The sequence below is a fragment of the Halomicrobium sp. IBSBa genome (assembly GCF_017612575.1).
Lineage (GTDB): Archaea > Halobacteriota > Halobacteria > Halobacteriales > Haloarculaceae > Halomicrobium.
The window spans coordinates 90,990-110,793 of sequence record NZ_JADPQC010000005.1; the positions used below are offsets into that span (position 1 = coordinate 90,990).

General features: G+C 66.1%; 19 protein-coding genes. 8 read left to right on the forward strand and 11 right to left on the reverse strand.

Annotation, left to right across the window (positions count from 1 at the left end; all coding sequences use genetic code 11):
- Positions 1-22: 22 nt before the first annotated feature.
- Complete coding sequence (locus IL252_RS13100; protein WP_208628345.1) at positions 23-751, reverse strand: hypothetical protein; 729 nt, start codon at positions 749-751, stop codon at positions 23-25.
- Between the two features lie 92 nt (positions 752-843).
- On the opposite strand from IL252_RS13100, the gene IL252_RS13105 reads away from it, so the two are divergent.
- The 3 genes from IL252_RS13105 (at position 844) to IL252_RS13115 (ending at position 3,542) form a co-directional block, all read left to right on the forward strand.
- Positions 844-1,167 (forward strand): transcription factor S, encoded by a 324-nt coding sequence (locus IL252_RS13105; RefSeq protein WP_170093494.1) that lies wholly within the window; start codon positions 844-846, stop codon positions 1,165-1,167.
- Between the two features lie 149 nt (positions 1,168-1,316).
- Complete coding sequence (locus tag IL252_RS13110) at positions 1,317-2,969, forward strand: histidine kinase N-terminal 7TM domain-containing protein (protein WP_208628346.1); 1,653 nt, start codon at positions 1,317-1,319, stop codon at positions 2,967-2,969.
- Positions 2,970-3,008: 39 nt separating this feature from the next.
- Positions 3,009-3,542: a YkgJ family cysteine cluster protein gene (locus IL252_RS13115; protein WP_208628347.1), complete on the forward strand. Its 534-nt coding sequence runs from the start codon at positions 3,009-3,011 to the stop codon at positions 3,540-3,542.
- Positions 3,543-3,611: 69 nt separating this feature from the next.
- Here the strand turns inward: IL252_RS13115 and IL252_RS13120 are convergent, their stop codons facing one another.
- A complete protein-coding gene (locus tag IL252_RS13120) occupies positions 3,612-4,196 on the reverse strand; it encodes a hypothetical protein (protein WP_208628348.1) in 585 nt (194 codons plus the stop codon).
- 245 nt (positions 4,197-4,441) lie between these two features.
- On the opposite strand from IL252_RS13120, the gene IL252_RS13125 reads away from it, so the two are divergent.
- Positions 4,442-5,152 carry an SdpI family protein gene (locus IL252_RS13125; protein WP_208628349.1) on the forward strand — a complete coding sequence of 237 codons (711 nt, stop codon included), beginning with the start codon at positions 4,442-4,444 and terminating at the stop codon, positions 5,150-5,152.
- Between the two features lie 143 nt (positions 5,153-5,295).
- Here IL252_RS13125 and IL252_RS13130 read toward each other — a convergent pair whose 3' ends face one another.
- Both IL252_RS13130 and IL252_RS13135 read right to left on the reverse strand, forming a co-directional pair.
- Positions 5,296-5,436, reverse strand: coding sequence for a hypothetical protein (locus IL252_RS13130; RefSeq protein ID WP_208628350.1), 141 nt, complete (start codon positions 5,434-5,436; stop codon positions 5,296-5,298).
- 184 nt (positions 5,437-5,620) lie between these two features.
- The gene (locus IL252_RS13135) at positions 5,621-6,490 is read right to left on the reverse strand and encodes a ZIP family metal transporter (RefSeq protein WP_208628351.1); all 870 of its coding nucleotides are present in this window, start codon (positions 6,488-6,490) and stop codon (positions 5,621-5,623) included.
- Between the two features lie 129 nt (positions 6,491-6,619).
- Here IL252_RS13135 and IL252_RS13140 point away from each other — a divergent pair, with 129 nt between their 5' ends.
- Genes IL252_RS13140 through IL252_RS13155 form a run of 4 tightly spaced genes read left to right on the forward strand, consistent with a single transcriptional unit; the run spans position 6,620 to position 10,238 of the window.
- Complete coding sequence (locus IL252_RS13140; protein WP_208628352.1) at positions 6,620-8,122, forward strand: NAD(P)/FAD-dependent oxidoreductase; 1,503 nt, start codon at positions 6,620-6,622, stop codon at positions 8,120-8,122.
- Positions 8,123-8,147: 25 nt separating this feature from the next.
- Positions 8,148-9,038, forward strand: a complete 891-nt coding sequence (locus IL252_RS13145; protein ID WP_153552496.1) for a prenyltransferase — start codon at positions 8,148-8,150, stop codon at positions 9,036-9,038.
- The gene (cruF, locus tag IL252_RS13150) at positions 9,031-9,882 is read left to right on the forward strand and encodes a bisanhydrobacterioruberin hydratase (RefSeq protein WP_170093502.1); all 852 of its coding nucleotides are present in this window, start codon (positions 9,031-9,033) and stop codon (positions 9,880-9,882) included. Before IL252_RS13145 ends, cruF begins: the two co-directional genes overlap by 8 nt.
- A complete protein-coding gene (locus IL252_RS13155; RefSeq protein WP_208628353.1) occupies positions 9,879-10,238 on the forward strand; it encodes a hypothetical protein in 360 nt (119 codons plus the stop codon). The genes cruF and IL252_RS13155 overlap by 4 nt, the downstream gene beginning before the upstream one ends.
- Positions 10,239-10,368: 130 nt before the next feature.
- Here IL252_RS13155 and IL252_RS13160 read toward each other — a convergent pair whose 3' ends face one another.
- The 7 genes from IL252_RS13160 to IL252_RS17755 form a co-directional block, all read right to left on the reverse strand.
- Entirely contained in the window at positions 10,369-11,235 is an 867-nt protein-coding gene (locus IL252_RS13160) for a DUF58 domain-containing protein (protein WP_208628354.1), read from the reverse strand.
- 56 nt (positions 11,236-11,291) lie between these two features.
- Entirely contained in the window at positions 11,292-12,233 is a 942-nt protein-coding gene (locus IL252_RS13165) for a MoxR family ATPase (RefSeq protein ID WP_208628355.1), read from the reverse strand.
- Complete coding sequence (locus tag IL252_RS13170; RefSeq protein ID WP_208628356.1) at positions 12,230-13,171, reverse strand: hypothetical protein; 942 nt, start codon at positions 13,169-13,171, stop codon at positions 12,230-12,232. Before IL252_RS13170 ends, IL252_RS13165 begins: the two co-directional genes overlap by 4 nt.
- Positions 13,171-13,833, reverse strand: coding sequence for a chromosome partitioning protein (locus IL252_RS13175; RefSeq protein WP_208628357.1), 663 nt, complete (start codon positions 13,831-13,833; stop codon positions 13,171-13,173). The genes IL252_RS13170 and IL252_RS13175 overlap by 1 nt, the downstream gene beginning before the upstream one ends.
- Positions 13,830-16,196, reverse strand: a complete 2,367-nt coding sequence (locus IL252_RS13180) for a vWA domain-containing protein (RefSeq protein ID WP_208628358.1) — start codon at positions 16,194-16,196, stop codon at positions 13,830-13,832. The genes IL252_RS13175 and IL252_RS13180 overlap by 4 nt, the downstream gene beginning before the upstream one ends.
- Positions 16,196-17,989: a BatA and WFA domain-containing protein gene (locus tag IL252_RS13185; RefSeq protein ID WP_208628359.1), complete on the reverse strand. Its 1,794-nt coding sequence runs from the start codon at positions 17,987-17,989 to the stop codon at positions 16,196-16,198. Before IL252_RS13185 ends, IL252_RS13180 begins: the two co-directional genes overlap by 1 nt.
- Positions 17,990-18,373: 384 nt before the next feature.
- On the reverse strand, positions 18,374-19,537 hold the full coding sequence (locus tag IL252_RS17755) for a lytic polysaccharide monooxygenase (protein WP_208628360.1): 1,164 nt from the start codon (positions 19,535-19,537) through the stop codon (positions 18,374-18,376).
- Positions 19,538-19,804 lie beyond the last annotated feature (267 nt).

Below are 19,804 nucleotides of genomic sequence, written 5' to 3' on the forward strand. Positions count from 1 at the left end.
TCTCCCGTCCAGCTGCGCCCGGTCAGTCCTCTTCGCCGGGCGTTTCGAGGACGAACTCCCACTCGTCGCCGATGTTCGGGTAGTGGGCTGCGAACTCGACGACCTTTTCGCGCCCCTCGCCGACGAACACCGTCTTCTCGTCGAACGTCGTCCGTTCCGCTGCTCTCGACTGGAGACGTACGGTGACTTCTCCCGGGGACCCGTCGTTCCGTATCCGGACGGTTCGGGTCGCGATGTCGGCCGTGAAGTAGTAGCCGTCGGCGTCGCTGGGTGGCTCGCCGGTCACTTCGACCGTCCGCCGTTCGTCGGCGTCGAAGAACACGGTCTTCTGTCGGTGTTCGCGGAAGCCGGCGGCGATACGCCCGAGTCGCGAATCTGGGATCTCGTCTTCGTCGGCCGACGTTCCCTCCGGGAGCCACCACATCGTCACCCGGATGTCCCCCGCGACGCCGGTGTTCTGTAGCGTGAGCTCGAAGGTGTCGCCACCAGACGCGTCCGGGACGTGGTCAGACGAGACGATGCGGGGTTCGGTGTGGTCGACGGCGACGATCTCCATCGACGCGTCCCTCTCATCGGAGACCGTCCCGAGGTCGTCCATGTCGATCCCCTCGACGGGCGTCTCGGTCGCCGTCTCCGTCTGTGCGGCTTCTGCGGCGTCGTCGCCCACCTTCGCACCCGTCTTTGCCAGCTTCGAACAGCCAGCCAAGGCGGAGAGACCGAGCGTCGCGACGAGCGACCGTCTGGTTACCATGTGCGCTCCTCATTTTCGATCGCAAAAAGCACCGGGGTCACGGCACCGAATACGAGTCTATATCCGTTCGAAGCGAGAACTGAGGCGGTACAATGCAGTTCTGCGACGACTGCGGTTCGATGATGCACGCGGACGGCGACGAGATGGTCTGCAAGTCCTGTGGCAGTCGCGTCCAGAAGGACGCCGAGCGGGCCGCCGAGTTCGTGAGCACCGCCGCACAGAGCGACGACGACGTGATCGAGACCGAGGAGGGCGCGAACTTCGAGGGCAAGCCGACTGCCGAGGACGTGACCTGCGCGGACTGTGGCCACGGCAAGGCCTGGTACACGATCAAACAGACCGGCTCGGCCGACGAGCCGCCGACGCGCTTTTTCAAGTGCCAGGACTGTGGGAACCGCTGGCGCGAGTACAACTGATCTGTCGGCTGTCGCTGTTTCGCGGTGCTCCCGACGCGACGGATCGCGGCGACACACGTCCCAGACGACCACCTCGGCCGGCAGTTATTAGTTCCTGATATTGGGACCGCGGCTATTTATCCGCAAGCAGACTAGCACCGAACGACCGAATGTCAGCACTACTGGGGTTCTCGATGCAGGCTGTCTATGGCGTTTTCTTCCTGGTTGCTGCACTCGCCTGTCTCGGGAGTATCGCCAGAGCCCGGGCCGTCGACGATCGAGACACCCGGCACGGACTGATCGGACTGTTGCTCACCTCGGGACTGTGGGCGCTGACGTATCTGGGCATCATCTACAGTCCCACGACGACGCTCAAGGAGGCGTGGTACACCGTCGGGCTCGTCGTCGGCTTCGGGACGGTCTTCGCCTGGCTGTACTTCTGCTCGGCCTACACCGACCGGACCTACCACGAGACCCGCTTGACGCAACTCGTCGGGCTTGGGCTGTACGCCTTCGTCGTGGGGATCAAACTCACCAATCCCATCCACGGAGAGTATTTCACGGCCCGAATCGTGCAGGAGCCGTTCACGCACCTCGCGATCCAGCACGGGACGGTCCACTGGCTGGCGACCGGGCTGGCGTACGTCCTCGCGGCCGTCGGCCTGTTCATGTTGTTCGAGGCCTTCGCCAACGCGGGGTACGACACGCGGTCGCTGGGCGGGCTGACCGCGCTGACGGCGCTGCCGATCGCGCTGGATCTGGTGGCCTTCGAGTCGACGGCGCTGATCGACATCATCTACGCGCCCCTGGGGGTCGCCGCCTTCGCCGTCGGCGTGCTGTTCGTCGCTCGCGACCGGTTCCTCGCGGTCCAGCTGACCGGCAACATCCCGGAGCCGGTCGTCTTCCTCGACGAGGACGACCGGATCAGGGAGTACAACGATGCCGCGGCCCGGCTCTTTCCGATGCTGTCGGGAACGCGCGGTCAGTCGGTCACGGCGGCACTCCCGATGGACCAGGACCTCTCGGGCCAGGAGATCGTCGCCGTCGAGGGCGAGGAGACGCAGTACTTTCTGGTCAACGCGAGTCCGCTGACCAGCGTCCAGTCGAACATCTGCCGGATGCTCGTGTTCGTCGACGTGACCAGGCTGGAGCGCCAGCGCCAGGAACTCGAACGCCACAACGAACAGCTGGAGGACTTCTCTGCGGGGATCAGACACGAACTGCTCAACTCGCTGCAGGTCGTCGGCGGCCAGGTCTCGGCGGCGGGTACGGCACTGGAAGCGGGCAACGTCGGACAGGCTCGCGAGACGCTGTCGACGGTCTCGCGGCGCGCCCGCGAGATGGAGACCGTCGTCGACGGACTGTCGACGCTGGCTCGCCACGGCCAGACTGTCGACGAACTGGAACCGATCCGTCTGGACGACGTCGTCGCCGACGCTCGCGACGCGGCCCGGCCGGACGGGGTCGCTGTCGACGTTCCGCCAGCGACGACTATCGAGGCCGATCGCACGCGGCTCCACGAACTGTTCGTCAGCATCTTCCAGTTCCTCTCGCACAACGGCGGCACGGACGCACGCGTCGCGATCCGACCAGACGGGTTCGTCGTCGAGACCGACTGGGTCCCACCAGAGGAACTGGCCGACGACGAGCTGTTCGAGTACTCCGGAGGGTTGACCGACACGAAGACTGGGCTCACGCTGCCGAAAGTGCGAACGCTGGTGCGAGTCCAGGGCTGGGAGGTGGCCCTGGAGCGGATGGACGAGGGCTCGCGGATCGTCGTGTCCGGCGCGCGCGTCCACGAGGACGCGCGCCCGTCGTCCTGAGCCGTCGCCCTTTTGCTCGCCGGCCGCCAAGAGCTGGCAGTGTCGACCCAGCCCACGACAGTCGAGGTCTACCCCGGCAAGGAGGCCGTGATCGACTTCGACCCCGCGCTGACCTTCGAGTGCGTCGAGGAGTGTACGTGGTGCTGTCACCACGGCGTCCTCCTGTACGAGAAGGACCTCATGGAGCTGGCCGCCCGCGAGAACCTCAACGAGTCGACGACCCAGTTCCGCGGGCAGGACTTCGTCCGTCAGGAGCACAAAGACCGCGAGGACCACGTCGACGAACAGGGCCAGGCCTGCTTTTTCCTGCGCGAGGACGGCCTCTGTGCGCTGCACGACGAACACGACTGGAAGCCCGCCCGCTGTTCGGTGTTCCCGCTCCACGTCACCGTCGAGGAGGGTGACGCGACCGCCCGCGAGGGCGGGGACATGCACGTCTCGATCCGCGACACCGCCCACGAGCACTGCGAGGGGCTGAACGTCTCCGAGCGCCTCGTGATCGAGCACCTCGACGGATTCTTACCCGAGCTGCTCTGGGAGCTGGACGACCCCGAGACCTACCGGGAGCTGTGAACGTGCGGTTCTCATACTGCCGGCTGTCACTTCGTGACGAGCTTCGCCACCCCGGGGTGGCGAAATCGGTCACAGATGTACAGCCGGCAGTATCAAGATACTCTCCAGGCCCCAGAACACATCTGCGTGGCCTGTCGTGTATCGATCGGTCGTTCCCTCGTGGACGATGTGCCGGTGATCTTTTAACACGGTCACTGCTGCTCGTCTCCCCGACTCCACAGACTTCCGTGAGTGGTGTTCCGAACGCTGTCGAACGCTTGTCGAGATTTCTGTGGTCGGTCGGTGTCGGAGTCTCCGAAGCCGCTTCGACGCCGCCCACCGAGTACTGGATTTCCCCGTAGTGTAGCCAGAGGAACAGGGGATGAGCGAGCAAGCCGACGCCGAGCACGACGAGGACCGTTGCGAGCACGACAGTCGGAGGTCGTTCCAGCCCTCGTCGGTCAGCAGGCGCGTCGCGACGTTGGCGACGGCGGGCGAGAACATATACAGCGTCGGCAGGAGCATGGTCGCGAGGGTGACTCCCGGGAGGAGCTCAGGACTCGATTCGAGGCCGCCGGTCGCGTAGAGGACGCCGCCCACGAGTCCGGAGAGGGCCAACGCGATGACCGTGAACGTTCCGATGTGGCGACGATCAGGGTCAGATATCCGCGCCATACACGAACCGTCGTAGAGACGCGTGACATAATCAGTGGCGCACCCGGGATCCCCTGCGAGCGAGGTCCAGACGTGACGGAGTGGATCCCGGTGTCCGGTCATGACGGAGGCGTCCGACCTCGGCACGCTTCTCTGTCGGGAGAGACGAGGCAACTCGCTGGACTACCTGGACGATTCGAAAGAATTCGACTTCAATAAGACATCTAAATCCCTGATTTATATTCCTGGACAAATATTCACAACGTATGACTGGATCCGAGACGACGAACCAGAACCGAAAGACGTGGCACCGTCGACCAGTCGGTCTGGACGCTGGTACCCTCCGCCGGTCCGGGGTCGTAGTCGCTCTGACAGTCGCTCTGGCCGCGGTCGCCGTCGCGACGCGTACATCGTCGATCGTGGTTCTGTGGGACCCGAGCGGCCACTCCTCGTTGACGCTGTCGACTCCAGTGGCCGTGGCTTCGATTCTGGCCTTGCAGATTGCCCTCCTCGGCGGATTCGCCATCGCACCGCGATTACAACTCGTCGAAGAGCGAGTCGCACCGTTTCGTGAGGCCTACCAGTGGACCGCACTGGCACTGACGACTCTCGTCTTCGTCGTCTTCGCAGCGATCGTCGCGTGGAACAGTGGTCTGGAGTTCGGCGGTGGACAGCCGTTCGTGACGCGGATCGCCGCGCTCCTCGTTGCGGTCCTCCTCTACGGCAGTGCGAAGGCGCTGCCGGCGCTTCCCCAGAACCAGTTCGTCGGCATCCGATCGCCCTGGACGCTCTCCGACGAGCGGGTCTGGTCCCAGACCCATGAGCGCGCCGTCCCGCTGTTCAAAACCACCGCGCTGGTCGCGGCCCTGGCAGTCGCCGCTCCGTCGCCGACGATCGCTCTCCTCGTGATCGTCGTCCCGTTCCTGTCGGTGCTGGGGTACCTGTTCTACTACTCGTACCGAGTGTACGAGGGGTGAGTCGCGGTTCTTCGATGGGCTCGCGAGCGGGAGAGTCTGGACGCTATGCCGGCGGACTGCGGTGAGAGGTGTCTCCACAACCGGACTCACCGTCGTGTCTCCGTCGACGGTCGGTGTCGCGCCCTGTTCGAGAGACAGGCTCTTCAATAGGTAAAATCCACTAGTATCGAGAGCAGCAACGCCTTCGGCGTCACCAGTGCGAGTGGGACCAGCAGTTCGAAGCCGATCACCCCCCACGCGAGCGACCGACTCACCCACGGCCGGCCGTCGGTAGCGGTGAACATCCACTCGACGCTCCACGTATTCGAGGAAAACACGCCGTACAGAGCAGTACCCCGCCGCCACGCTGGCGAGGAGAGCTTCAGAGCGCCCGGTACAAAGCATGCCAGCACCGCCTCGACGCCGGTCCCGCTCTCAGACGGTGACGGTCCGGGGAGTGATCTCGTCGGGAGGATCGGCTGGCGACGGTTAGACCAGTCCCCACGCGGCCACGACCGCGACGACGCCGACGATCGTCGAGGCGACGGCGTGGGTCCGGAGTTCGTCCAGCAGGTGGTGTGCGCCTTCCTGTAGCTGGACGACCTCGTCGATCTCGCTGCCGGCCTCGCACTTCGGGAGGAAGTCCATCGCGATGTGGAGGAAGATCCCGGCGGCGAAGCCGAAGACGATCGCCTTGACTGCCGGTGCGTCGGGAACGGACAGCAGTGCCATGGGGATCGCGGTCAGTCCGACGCCCGCCGCGGGGAGCAACAGCGCCGTCGTCGACTTGTCGGCGCGGGCGAGTCGCCGGGCGGCGGCGTAGCCGGCGGGGCCTTTGTGCGAGACGATCGCGAGCCCGAGCAGGTAACCGGGGTCGGGCATCGAGGCGTAGACGAGGCCGATGATCAGGCCGGCCGACAGCGCGTGAGCCGTGATCTCCAGGGTGGTCACGTCGAAGGAGGTCTCGACGTGGGTCAGCCGGTGACTGATCGTGTGCGAGCTGTAGCCGACGGCGATGCCGGCCGCGACGCCGATCCCGCCCAGCCGTGCGGAGCCGGCCCCCTGTCCCAGCCCCATCGCCTGGGGGAGCAGGAACATCGCCGCGCTCGTGACCATCGCACCGCTGGCCAGTCCGTACCCCCAGACGAGGCGGTAGGCGTTGGTGGTCTCGCTTCGACCGCCGAACCACGCGCCGACGGCCATCGCCACGAACGCGACCCACGCGATGACCAGGACCTTCTCCGCGTCCAGCGCGACAGCCAGGGGCGAGAGCACCACCAGCGCGACGACGCCCGCGATGCCGGGAAGCGAGAATCGATCCCCGATCGTTGTGAATGCTGACGCTTCGTTTGCAGCCATATTAATAACACAAACACCTTCGTTAATAACTCCGTCGGTCACCGGTCGACCGGTGGTCCCGGCTCGCCGACCCAAGCCCCTACAGGTTTGGGCCGCAATTTAACACCGACGCCGTCTTTCGTTCGTGTAATGAGTGATCTGTCTGGTGACGAGATCGTCGTGGTCGGTGGCGGCGTCGGCGGGCTCTCTGCCGCCTGTTTCCTCGCCGACGCCGGTGCCGACGTGACCCTGCTCGAAAAGAACGAACAGCTGGGCGGGCGTGCCAGCCGACTGGAGGCCGAGGGGTTCCGGTTCGACATGGGGCCGTCGTGGTACCTGATGCCCGACGTGTTCGAGCGCTTCTTCGCCCACTTCGACCGCGAGCCCGGCGACTACTACGATCTCGAACGGCTCGATCCACACTACCGCATCTTCTTCAAGGACGGCGACCAGCTCGACGTCAACGGCGACCTCGAGGCCATGCGGTCGAAGTTCGAGGCGTACGAACCCGGCGCGGCCGAGGCCTTCGACGACTACCTCGACACGAGCGAGGAGCACTACGAGACGGCGATGGAGGACTTCGTCTACACGGATCGGCCGCGCCTGCGAGACTGGGTCGACCCGAGCGTCATGCGGGCTGCCCCGATCGGGCTCTCCCTGATCGGGTCGATGCATGGCCACGTCTCGGACTACTTCGAGCACCCCAAACTCAAGCAGATCGTCCAGTACACGCTGGTCTTCCTCGGTGGCTCGCCGGAGAACACCCCGGCGCTGTACAACATCATGAGCCACGTCGACTTCAACCTCGGCGTCTACTACCCCGTGAACGACGACGGCGAGGGCGGGATCGGCGTCGTGATCGACGCCTTCGTCGAGCTGGGCCGCGAACTCGGCGTCGAGTACGTCACCGACAGCGAGGTCGACGAGATCACGAAGCGACGCGACAGCTTCCACGTCGAGACGGTCGACGGCGACGTGTACCGGCCCGACGAGACCGTCGTCAACGCCGACTACGGCCACGCCGAGCGCGAACTCCTGCCCGACCACGAGAGCCAGTACGAGGACGACTACTGGGACGACCGGACGCTGGCTCCGTCTGCCTACCTCATGTATCTGGGCGTCGAGGGCGACGTGGAACCGCTCGAACACCACACGCTCGTGTTCCCGACGGACTGGTCGGACCACTTCGACGCGATCTTCGACCGCCCGCGCTGGCCCGACGATCCCGCCTACTACCTGTGTGTCCCCTCGAAGACCGACGACACCGTCGCGCCCGAGGGCCACTCGAACCTCTTCGTGCTGGTGCCGATCGCCCCGGACCTCCACGACGGCGACGAGATCCGGGCCGAGTACCGCGAGCAGATCCTCGCCGACATCGCCGAGAACACCGGCGTCGACCTCCGGGACCGGATCGTCTTCGAGGAGGGCTTTGCCGTCTCCGATTTCGCCGACCGGTACAACGCGACCGAGGGGACGGCACTCGGACTCGCACACACGCTGCGCCAGACCTCGCTGTTGCGCCCGCCGATCCGTTCGTCGGCCGTCGACGGGCTGTACTTCACCGGCTCTTTCACTCGACCCGGCGTCGGCGTCCCGATGTGTCTGATCAGCGGCGAACACGCGGCCAACGAACTGATCGAGGACCAGCGCTAAGAGGACTCGCCGATTGAGTGCCACCATGAGCGCCGCTCTCAGCGACCGGCTGGCGACCCTGCTCCCCTCCGAGGAGTCGCGCCTGGGATATCTCCTCTGGCTCTCGCGGCCGCGCTTCTGGCTCTACCTCGCGGGGCCGGTCATCATCGGCGTGACCTACGCCGCCGACTCCTCTGCCCAGTTGTTCGCACCGATCGCCGTCGCGCTGTTCGCGTACTTTCTGGTCCCCGCGAACGTCTTCCTCTACGGCGTCAACGACGCCTTCGACGCCGACGTCGACGAGTACAACCCGAAGAAAGACGACGAGGAGGGCAAAGAGGTGCGCTTCCAGCGCGATCCGGTCGTCCTCGCGGCCATCGCGCTGTCGGGTCTGGCCGCGCTGGCGTTCGTCCCCTTCCTGCCGACCGTCGCGCTGGTCGTCTTCGCCGCGTGGGCCGTCCTCTCGGTCGAGTACAGCGCCCCGCCGGCACGCTTCAAGACGACGCCGCTGCTCGACTCGCTGTCGAACGGGCTGTACATCCTGCCGGCGGTGATCGCCTACACCACGATCGAGGGCGCGCTGCCGCCGACGCTCGCGGTCGTCGGCGCGTGGCTCTGGTCGATGGGGATGCACACCTTCTCTGCGATCCCCGACATCGAACCCGACCGGGAGGCCGGGATCCGGACGACCGCGACGTGGCTCGGCGAGCGCCGCACCTACTACTACTGTGGTGCCTGCTGGGTCGCCGCGGCGGCCACGTTCGGTCTCGTCCACCCGGTCTTCGGTGTGTTGCTCGGGCTCTACCCCGTCTTGATCTTCGGGATCACGCTGGCCGGCGTGGACGTACACCGAGCCTACTGGTGGTACCCCGCGATCAACACGCTGGTGGGCATGTCGTTCACGCTCGTCGGTCTGTGGGTGATGTTGCATGGATGACCTGCTGGCGACGCCGACCCGCGAGCGGGCGCTGGACCGCCTCGACGAGCTGGTGCTGGAGAATCGCTTCACCATCGCCGTCGTCTTCCCGGTCACCGGGGCGATCCTGCTGACCGCCAGCGCGCTCCGGCCGCCGTGGCTGCCCGACGTGCTCGTCTTTCATCCCCTGTTGATCCTGCTGGGGACGCTGGTCATGCGGCTCCCACTGGGGGCCGGACTCGCGCCCCTCGTCGACCGCAGGGCGGGACTCGCGCTCGTGTCGCTGACGGCCTACGCCTACGCGATCGAGTTCGTCGGTATCGCGACCGGCTGGCCCTACGGCGAGTTCGCCTACGGCGTCTCGCTGGGTCCCATGCTGGCCGGCGAGGTGCCCCTGGGACTGCCGATCTTCTTCGTCCCGCTGGTGGTCAACAGCTACCTGCTGTGTACGCTGTTGCTCGGACAGCGAGCGACGAACCCGTGGCTCCGCCTGCCGGCCGTGATCGCGACCGTGCTGGCGATCGATCTGGTGCTCGACCCCGGCGCGGTCGCGCTCGGCTTCTGGGAGTACGGCGGCGGGAGCTACTACGGCGTGCCCCGCTCGAACTACGAGGGGTGGATCCTCTCGGCGACGGTGGCGGTCCTGCTGCTCGACTGGGGGTTCGACTGGCAGACGCTGGGCGAGCGACTGCGCTCCTGCGTGTTCATGCTCGACGACATGGTGAGCTTCGTCATCCTCTGGGGGGCCATCAACGCCGTCTTCGGCAACTGGCTCCCGGTGGGGATCGCCGCCGTGCTGGGGCTGGGACTGGTCGTGACCGACCGCTTCGACGTGCCGACTCGACCGAGGTGGCTGGGATCGTGAGCGACGCCTTCCCAGCACCCGAGGCACTGACCGTCCTCGGCGTCGCCGCCGTCGTCGTCGGGGCGCTCCTCCCCTGGGAGGTCACCGCCGCTGGGACGACGGTCGGCCTCGGAGCCAACGGCTTCGTCGCGGTGCTCGCGGCCTTCGCCGTTCTGGCGACGGTCGCCGTTATGCGCGGTTCGGCGACCGCCGGCCGGGTGGCACTCGCGGGTGGACTGGTCGCGACGCTGGTCGCGGGCCACTGGATCGCTCTCGTGGCCGGACTCGACGGGGCCGGACTCGGGGTCGTCGTGTCGCTCCTCGGCGGCGTCGTGATCGCCGTCGGTGGCGGACTCCGCCTCGTCCGTGGCGACTGACACCGTCGGCACGCGTCCACACACGTGATACTGCCGGCTGTCAGTTCGTGACGAGCTTCGCCACCCCGGGGTGGCGAAATCGGTCACAGATGTACAGCCGGTCGTATGCGTCGACGCGACCGCTCTCTGGCTACTGTAGCCACACGCTCGCGAACGAGTCGAAGTACTCCTCGCCGGTCTCGACCAGCACGTGGTCCCCACCCAGTGCCGTGACGCGGTTCGATACCGAGTCGACGTGGGCGTCGAGGCGCGACCGGTAGGTCTCGGCCAGCGAGCCGCTGAAGTACGACCGACGCGTCTCGTCGCTCTCGGGGTCGGCAAACAGCACGTCACCGACGACGCCCGGGTCCCGTTCTTCCGGGGCGACGACGCGGACCAGTAGCACGTCGGCGTCGTTGCGTGCGAGTGCGGCGATACCGGCTTCCAGCTCCTCGGGCTCGGTCAGACAGTCGCTGAACACGACGACGAGCGACCGCGAGCGGATGCGCTCGGCGTAGGCCGCGAGCGCGGATTCGAAATCGGCCGTCCCGTCGGGCGTCATCTCGTTCAACTGGTCGATGAGAGAGAGGAGCTCCCCCCGGTTCGACTGGCCTGTGTCGATACGGTCCACCCGGTCACGGAACGTACAGAACCGGAAGTCGTTGTTCTCCGTCGCCGTCAGGTAGGCGAACCCGAGCGCGAGCTTGGCGGCGGACTCGAACTTGTGGCTCGACGCTTCCCCGTAGTCCATCGACGCGCTCGTGTCGACGAGCAGGTGGACGGTCAGGCTCCGCTCTTCCTCGTACTGTTTGATGAAGTACTCCTCGGTCCGGGCGAACAGCTTCCAGTCGATCCGTCGCGTGTCGTCCCCCGGCGAGTAGCGGCGGTAATCGCTGAACGTGAGGCCGTCTCCGACCCGCGGCGACCGCTGGTCGCCCTGCCGAATCGAGGTCGTCTGGCGGTTCAGCGCGGCGGTAAACTGCCCGAGTTCGTCCAGAAAGTCCGGTTCGATCGTCACAGTTCGTCCTCCCGAAGTAGCTGGCCCGTCCGCGGAACTGCGATTACGGAGGGGACTCATTCCAGTAGCGACGCGACGAGGTCGTCCGCCGTCCGCCCCTCCCGCTCGGCCCGGAAGTCCACGACGATCCGGTGACGGAGTACGGGGGCGGCCAGCGCCTCGATATCCTCGCCCGTGACGTGCGAGCGGCCGTGGAGGAACGCCCGCGCTTTCGCCGTCTGTACGAGCGCCATGCTCGCTCGCGGGCTGGCCCCGAACTCGATGTCGTCGGCCTCGCGGGTCCGGCGGACGAGCTGGACCGCTCGATCGCGCAGGTCGTCGGCGATGGGCATCTCGCGGACCAGCTGCTGGACCGCTCGAATCTCCGTGCGGGTCAGCGAGCGCTCGACGGGCACCTGCTCTGCCCCGGCGGTGTTCATGTCGACGATCGTCCGCTCCTCGTCGTAGTCGGGGTAGTCGACCAGCAGCTTCAGCATGAATCGGTCGGTCTGGGCTTCCGGGAGCGCGTAGGTTCCAGACTGGTCGATGGGGTTCTGGGTCGCGAGGATGAAAAACGGGCGCGGCAGTTCGTGGGTCTCGCCCGCAGCTGTCACCTGCTTCTCCTGCATCGCTTCCAGCAGGGCGGCCTGTGTCTTCGGCGTCGCCCGGTTGATCTCGTCGGCCAGCACGACGTTGGCGAACACCGGCCCCTTCTCGAAGACGAACTCGCGTCCGCTGTCGGTCTCGCGGATGATCTCGGTCCCGGTGATGTCGGACGGCATCAGGTCGGGAGTGTTCTGAATCCGGGAGAACTCGAGGTCGGTCACCGCCGCGACCGTCCGGACCATCGTCGTCTTCCCCAGTCCGGGGTTCGATTCGAGCAGGGCGTTGCCGTCGGCCAGGATACAGACGAGCAGTTGCTCCAGTACCTCCTCCTGGCCGACGATTCGCGTGCCGATCTGTTCACGTGCGTCCGCGATCTTCCGCTGTAGCGCGTCGATGTCTTGCTCTGAGCTCATTTGTCGGTGTCTCCGTCGTCAGCGTCTCCTCTGATTCTGAGATTGTACTCGCGGATGAGGGCTGCATCCTCGACGTCGTCCTGGCCGGCGAACCCGGCCTGCTGGCTGTCGACCGTATCGGTTGCGCTCCCCGGTCCGCCGGTGTCCGAGGACGGGAAAGACTGGCTTCGATCCACTTCCTGGTCGCCGCCCGTCGAGTCGATCTCGGCGGTGAGATTCTCTTCGCCGGCCTGGACGTCTTCGCCGTCGCCGAGTATGGCGTCGCCGTCTTCGAGTCCCCCGTACTCGTCGGGTCTGTCGTCCGTCGCTTCCGTCTCGACCGGGTCGCGATCGAGCAGACTGATGTCGACGACGGCCACCTGTACCGTCGCCAGGCTCAGCAGGATCACGACGACGAGCGTCCCGAGCAGCCGCCGGCTATCGACCAGTGCAGTGCTGGAACTCTGTTTCAGGCCCGCGAGCACGTCCTCGTAGAGCCGGGCCGCCATCCGCGTCTCGGCCCCGTCCTCGACGGTGTCTCGGGCCGTCCGGAGCGCGTCGGTGACGTTCGCGTTGGCCGCCTCGAACTGTTCGACGAGGGGCTGGCGGACCCGGTACAGGTACTCGCCGAGGAGCCAGAGCCCCCCGAGGGCGATGCCGACGACCGCGCCCGCGGGGAGTGAGAGCGCCGGTATCGAGCGGCCGACGGCGGCTCCGATCGGCTCTGTCACCGCCGCCGGGACCGACACCTGTGTCGGGAGGCCGGCCGGCGAGAGGGCAGTCAGGACGACGTTCGCCAGGAGAAAGGCCACCACCGCGTCGACGACGGCGTAGACGAACGCCGCCTTCTTGCCCTCGCGTCTGACCTCGGCGATGGCTGCGGCCATGCGCTCGCGCGGTCGTTCCCGTTCTTCTGGAGACTGTTCACCACTCCGCTTGTCGGTGTCGGGTCCGTCCATCAGGAGTCCTCACAGCTGACTTTGCCCTGGTTCTCCGGCTGGCTACAGAGCGTCTCGATGTCGTCTCGTAGCTCTCGGTTTCGGTTTTCGAGTTCTGCGACCTCGGTTTCGAGCGTCGTTATCTGCGATTCCAGACGGTCTATCTCGTCTTCCAGGTCGGACACCTGGTCTTCGAGTTCGTCACGCTCGTCGACCAGCTCCTCGTTTTCCATCTCTAGATCGTCGACCGTCGATCTGAGGTCGTCGACCTCGTTCTGGAGGGCGTCTCGCTCGTTCCGGAGAGAGCCAACTGTCCCCTCCAGCTCTTCGACGCGGTCCTCGCTCTCGCGGAGCGACCGCCTGGTCTCTGCCAGCTGGCTTTCCGTGGCGTTCAACTGTGACTCGGTCCGGTTCAGGTTGGTCGCGACCTGATCGACGTCTTTCGATCGCGTCTCCAGTCGCTCTTCGAGTTCGTCGACGCGAGTCTGGGCGGATTCGACCTCACTTCTGGTGTCGTCCAGGTTCTCACGGAGCTCGGCGTTTTCCTGTCTGAGTTCCTGGTTCTGCGATCGCAGTTCGCTCGCGGAGTCCTGGTACAGCACCGTCGTCGCGCCGGTGCCGACCATCGAGAGGACGACGAACGCCACGAGCCCGAGGTTGATACGGCGGCCGATTGCGCTCACGGGAGACCACTCTCCAGAGTGGTGCGACCGCGGTACACTTGAACACGACGGGCGACCACCTCGGTAGTGAACACCAGGAGCGCGCCGAGCAGGGCGACCCACTCCCAGGTCTCTCTGACGGTGCGGACGCGGGTGGACTGCTGGCGGGCCTGTCTGGCTATCTGTTCGCCCTCGTCCGGGCTGAACGTCTGGCCTCCCGTCCGTTCGACGAGCGCGTCGAGGCTGTCGCTCGGGCCGAAGGACGCGTACTCCACGGGGTAGTTGGCCGCGTACTCGGTGTCGAGCACCGTCTGATACCCCGCCTCCCGGGGCGTGAACTCGCCGCGATACCGCCCCTCGCCTACCTGGCGGACGGACACGTTCGCGGCCTTCGGGCGACTGTCGCCCTGGTAGGTCAGTGTCGTCGGCCGCCCCACGCGGGCGTCGTCGACCGACGTGACGCCGGTCTGCGTACGCGTGGGATCGCCCACGGCGTAGTTGACCGACTTCGTGACGACCAGCGAGTCCGGCCGGTCGAGCAGACCGCCCATCGTGTTGTCCGAGTCGTAGGCGGTGATAGAGACCACGCGGCCGAGACCGAACCGCCAGGAGGCGATCGCCGGCTTCCCGTCGGCGGTGGCGACCTGGTAGTCGGCCCCGGGCTTGACGCGGACGTTGTTGGCTCGACCGGGATTGGCCGTCAGCTCGACGCCGGCAGTGATGAACGTGTCCTCGGTGACGACGGTGAGGTTCTCTCCCCGGTAGCGCCGCGAGGAGCCGCCAAAGAGGAGTCGCAGCCGCTCGGTCTCGTCGGCGGCGAAGTACGAGCCGCCGGACTCGTCGGCGATCTGGCGCATCGTCGGGACGCCGACGCGCTTGCCGACGCCGACCGAGACGACGCGGGTCCCCTCGCGGCCCAGCTGGTTCGCGACGGCCGCTGGCGGCCCCAGACGGTCCTGGCCGTCACTGAGGAGGATGATCGTCCCTTCGCGGTCGCCCAGCAACTCGTCGGCCCCCTGGAGGCCGACGGCGATGTCCGTCGCGCCGCGGCTCTCCAGTTGCCGTATCTTCTCGGCGGTCGCCGCACGGTTCTGGCCGAGCGTTCGCAGTTCCGAGACGCGGTACGCGTTCTGGTTGAAAGCGACGACGCCGACCCGGTTCTCGTCGCCGAGCTGGTCGAGCACGTCCAGTGCGACGGCCTTCTGTACCGAGAGCCCGCTCTCGGCGCTACTGGAGACGTCGACGAGGAGGACGATGTTCGACTCGCCGCCGGTCGCGTTCCCGACCTGGACCGGGAGCATCGAGCCCATCGGCGACGTCTCGTAGCCGCCGTTCTCGTAGGCGTTGTCACCGCCCGCGACGACCAGCCCGCCGCCGTTGACGACGAAGTCCTGGAGCGCGGTGGCGTTCCCCACGTCGCTCGCCGACGTGTCCTGCACGACGACGGCGGCGTAGTCGTCGAGCGCCGCCGGGACCGACGCGGCCGTCGTGACGTTGTACAGCGAGTCGAGGTAGTTCTGGAGGGGGTACTCGCCCTGTGCGACGTACAGTACGTCGGGCTGTTCGACGACGCGGACGCTCTCGTAGAACACGTCGTTTCGGGCGTATTCGTCCTCGCCCGACAGCGTCGCGGTCACGCGGTGTGCCCCCAGTTCCTCGAACGTGTGATCGACAGTGAGCGTCCCGTCCGGTCGAAGTTCCTCCTCAGTGACCGTCTCGCCGTCGATCGTCACCGTCACCGGCACGGGCTCGGAGACGCTCACGCCCCGCATCGAGACGGTGTACCGGGACTGGACGCCGCGGCTCACCGTCGACGGTCCCGCTATCGCCACGGCTCGCTCGGTGCGTGGCGACTGGGGCGTGACGCCGTGGACGGTCGCGTCGAGCGCGTCGGCGTCGGCGGCGGCTGTCGACAGGCTCCGTCCCGCCGTGACGCGACCGTCGGAAACGACGGCGATCGTGCCGTTTTCCCGGAGGTTCGCCGCCACGGCGTCACCGATCCGCGACGCAGAGTCGCTGCCGACCGTCACCCGCGTCACCGGGACGCCCTCGTCTTCGATGTCCCGTACCAGTTCGTCGGTCGTGTTCGGATAGATCCCCATGCTCGCGGATTCGTCTGTCAGCAGTGTCACGCCCGGCTCGCCCGGCGTCTCGCGGGTCTGGGCGGTGTACGGTCCCATCGCGCCGAGGACGAGCAGGCAGACGACGAGTACGCGACTGGCGAGCAGGAGCCGACGGCTCCGGTTCGATGCCGACCGCGGCCCGCCGCTGCCACGCCGGATCAGCGACGCGAGGACGCCGACCGCGATCGGCAGGACGAGCAGCGGCCAGAGGTGTTCGACGCCGACGGTGAGCCCCTCCGCGACGGTGGCGGACACTCGCATCAGAGATCACCCCGTCGGCGGAGGTAGCCGATCTCGGCCAGGACGAGCACCAGTCCGCCCAGCGCGACGTACTCGGTCAACGGCTGTGGCACCGACCGCCGTTCGGTCCGAGTGAGATTTCCCGCTGTCCCGGAGCGCCGATCGAGCGCTTCGACGGCGGTGTTCGACTCGCTCTCGTCCAGCAGCGACGCGCTCACCTGCCGGCTCTCGCTCCGGTAGTGGCCGGCCCGCTGGAGCGTGACTGCGTTGCCGGTGACGGGGCCGTCTGGCCCCTCAACGGTGGTGTTGCCGAACCGCACCGTCTCGCCGGTCTCGTGGTTCAGGGCCGGCAACGGCTCCCTATCCGCGAGGTAGTACACCGCCCGCTTCCAGAACACGGGGTACTGGTAGTTGAACTTGAAGCTGGACCGATCCTCGATGTACCCGTAGTACATGACGCGGCCGCCGCTTCGGTCGTCGGTCGCGATCAGGGGCGTCCCGTCGCTCAGCCCCACCTGGACCGAGCCCGAGCGCAGCGAGCCCGCGACGTACTCCTCTGGGGGCTGGAAGTCGATGCCGCGGGTGAGCTGTGTCTGTGCCGTCTGGCCCACTGTCGCGCCCGTTCGGGTCTCACCGGGGTCGACGAGAAGGAGATCCCGGTACCGCTGTGGGAGGTCGTCCTGTGCCAGCACCGCCACGCCGCCACCGTCTTCGACCAGTTCGCGCCCGCTCTCGACGTTGCCGGGCAACAGCGCGCTCGGCTCGACGTTGCTGTACAGGATGACGTCGTACTCGCCCTGGATCGTCGTCGGCGGCTGCCTGACGGTCACGTTCACCCGGTCGACCACCGACAACGCGGTGGTGAGATACCGGTTCCGATCGTTGGTCACCACCAGTACGTCGACGGCCGCGTCCGGCGGCGCTGCGACGTAGACGCTGTCGTCAGCCGGGAAGCTGTCGTCCGAGTCGAGTCGGGCCTCGCTCCCCCCGGCCGGGACCGGCATCGTCACCGAGCCGACGTCGTCGGGTCCGAGCTGCAGCTCGCGCTGGGCGTCGCCGAGCCGGACGGTCCGCGTGACGGTCGCGTCGCCGTAGTTTTTCACCGACAGCGTCACCTTCGAGCCGGTGAACCGCCGGTCGACGAAGCCGACGTTCGCGTCCCCGCCGCGGTCGAACTGTCGAAGATCGACGGAGAGGCCTCGTCCCCGCGCCGTCGTGATCGCGGTCGTCCACTCCTCGCCCGCGAAGTCGCTCAGGACGACGATCCGGCCGTTCTCACCGGCGAGGGACGTGGCCTGTGAGACAGCGCCGCCGAGCGTCCCCGGTGCATCTGTCGGGCCGAGTCCCGCCAGCGTCTCCCGCGCCGTCGTCGGCGTGCCCCGCTGGAGCAGTACCTCACCCCCGTCGGTCGTGGTAACGACAGAGGTCGACCCCGTCACCTCCCCCCGGGCGGCCGCGACGGCCCGCTGGAAGCGTGTCTCGCCGTCGGCCTCGGTCTGCATGGACGCGCTCGTGTCGAGGACCACGACCGTCTCTTCGACCGTCGCCCGCTCGGAGACGGTGACGTACGGCGTCGCCAGTCCGACCGCGAGCACGAGTACGACGAGCACCTGCAACGCCAGGAGGAGACTCCGTGCGATCCGTTCGAGAAACGGCGTCGACGACTGCTGGCGTTCACCGGCGACGAGAAACCGGAACGTCGGCAGCGTGCGTTCCTGTGGGTCCGGACGAACGAGATACAACACCACGATCGGCACTGCCAGGAGGAGGGCCGCCAGTCCCAGCGGGGCGAGCAAAACGTCGGAGAGGACCATTGTCGGTGTGTCAGACGTGGGACAGCATTTATTTTATGCATTCAGTGACAGCAATCGCTGCGCGATGGCCCCTCTCGACGGTGGCCAAACACCTCACGGAGCGACGCTCCGATTCGCACGCCGGAGAACAGAGCTCATACTGCCGGCTGTCACTTCGTGACGAGCTTCGCCACCCCGGGGTGGCGAAATCATTCACAGACTTACAGCCGGTAGTATCAAACGCGGTGAACGCACCGTTCGCTCCATCGAGAGACACGTCTGGGTTATACACGTCGTGAATCACAGGGACTGGCAGTCGGTCATGGGATTTTCTGCTCGCTGCCCGACCAGCAACTGTAAAAAAGGAGCCGATTCGCTTCTTCCGGTAGAAGTGTTACCTTCTCACTACTCTACTCGTTCCCACGGCCCCCACTGGGAGCTACCGGGTTCGTCACCCTGCGTCCACCACGTGGCTTCCCACGTTTCGCCGTCGTAGCTCACCTGGTCGCCACTTGTGTAGGCCGTACTCGAATTCCACTTGGGCACGTCCGGCTGATCGGGCGTGTCAGTTGGCGTGTCGGTTGGCGTGTCGGTTGGCGTGTCGGTTGGCGTGTCAGTTGGCGTGTCGGGCTGATCTGGCGTGTCATCGCCGGAGACCTGCTCCCAGGGACCCCACTCGGAGGAACCGGGTTCGTCACCCTGCGTCCACCATTTGGCCTCCCACGTTTTGCCGTTGTAGGTCACCTGGTCGCCGCTCGTGTACGTGGCTTCGGAGTCCCACGCGGGCACGTCAGGCTGATCTGGCGTGTCAGTTGGCGTGTCAGGCTGATCTGGCGTATCAGTTGGCGTGTCGGGCTGATCTGGCGTGTCATCGTTGCCATCATCAGCGCCGGCGATGTCAACGTAGGAGCACGAATAGAACGCTTCTGGCGAATCGGATCGCTGCCAGACCATGTAGATGATGTGCTCTTTGTTGTTGCGGTCAGGGACATCCACACCACTGATTTCCGTCGTTTCAGTGGGACTCATCGGATCAGTCTCGTGGATCAGTTCCAGGTCATCCCACGCAAGCGCGGTGTCTGGATCCCATCCATCCTTGGTCATGTAGAACCTGAAGTACTTGGCTTCGTGTGGCGCGGTCAGATCGAGAGTAAACGTCTGCGTACCGGGCTCGATCGTCGTCGAAGGCCAGTCTCCTGGCTCATCGTACGGAGCGTATCTTTCGCTTCCGGCACTACAGAGTTCACCGTCGTCGATGTTCTCCCGGTGATCGCCGCCCGCATCACCGTCGCGAATTCCCTGCCAGTTGTAGATTGCCTGTCCGCTCTGCTCGCGTGCAAACTCACACATCTCGTTTGTCTCTCCCTCGCTCTTAACCTCCTCGTAACAGGCCAACCCCTGGCCAATCGGATCCGACGGTGCTCCATGGGCGGCGGCCGTCTGTACCACAAAGAGACCAAGAACCGTCAAAAAGAGGATCAGTACCCCTGTCTTTGCGACACGTGACTTGGTGACACGTGGTAGGCTACTCCCCGCAACTCGTTTGCGTATTACCGGATCTTCCCCCATTGTTGATCCAGTTTTTGTTGCGGTAGGATTGTATATATAATTTTCGTCAAAGAACTAAAACAAAGGATGACTACCTTTTTCAAACTCCACTCACCGTTATATAGAAAGCTGGCCTCGGCACTCATAGGGTTCGTCGCTGCGCGGTGGTCATCCACACTCGGAACCGCGATCGCTCGTCATCGGCCACTCGGTCGTAGTGCGTCCCCGCCAAAGACGGTTGCTCATCGCGGACGGGTACCGACGGGGAAGTCGACCGACGGGGGAGAA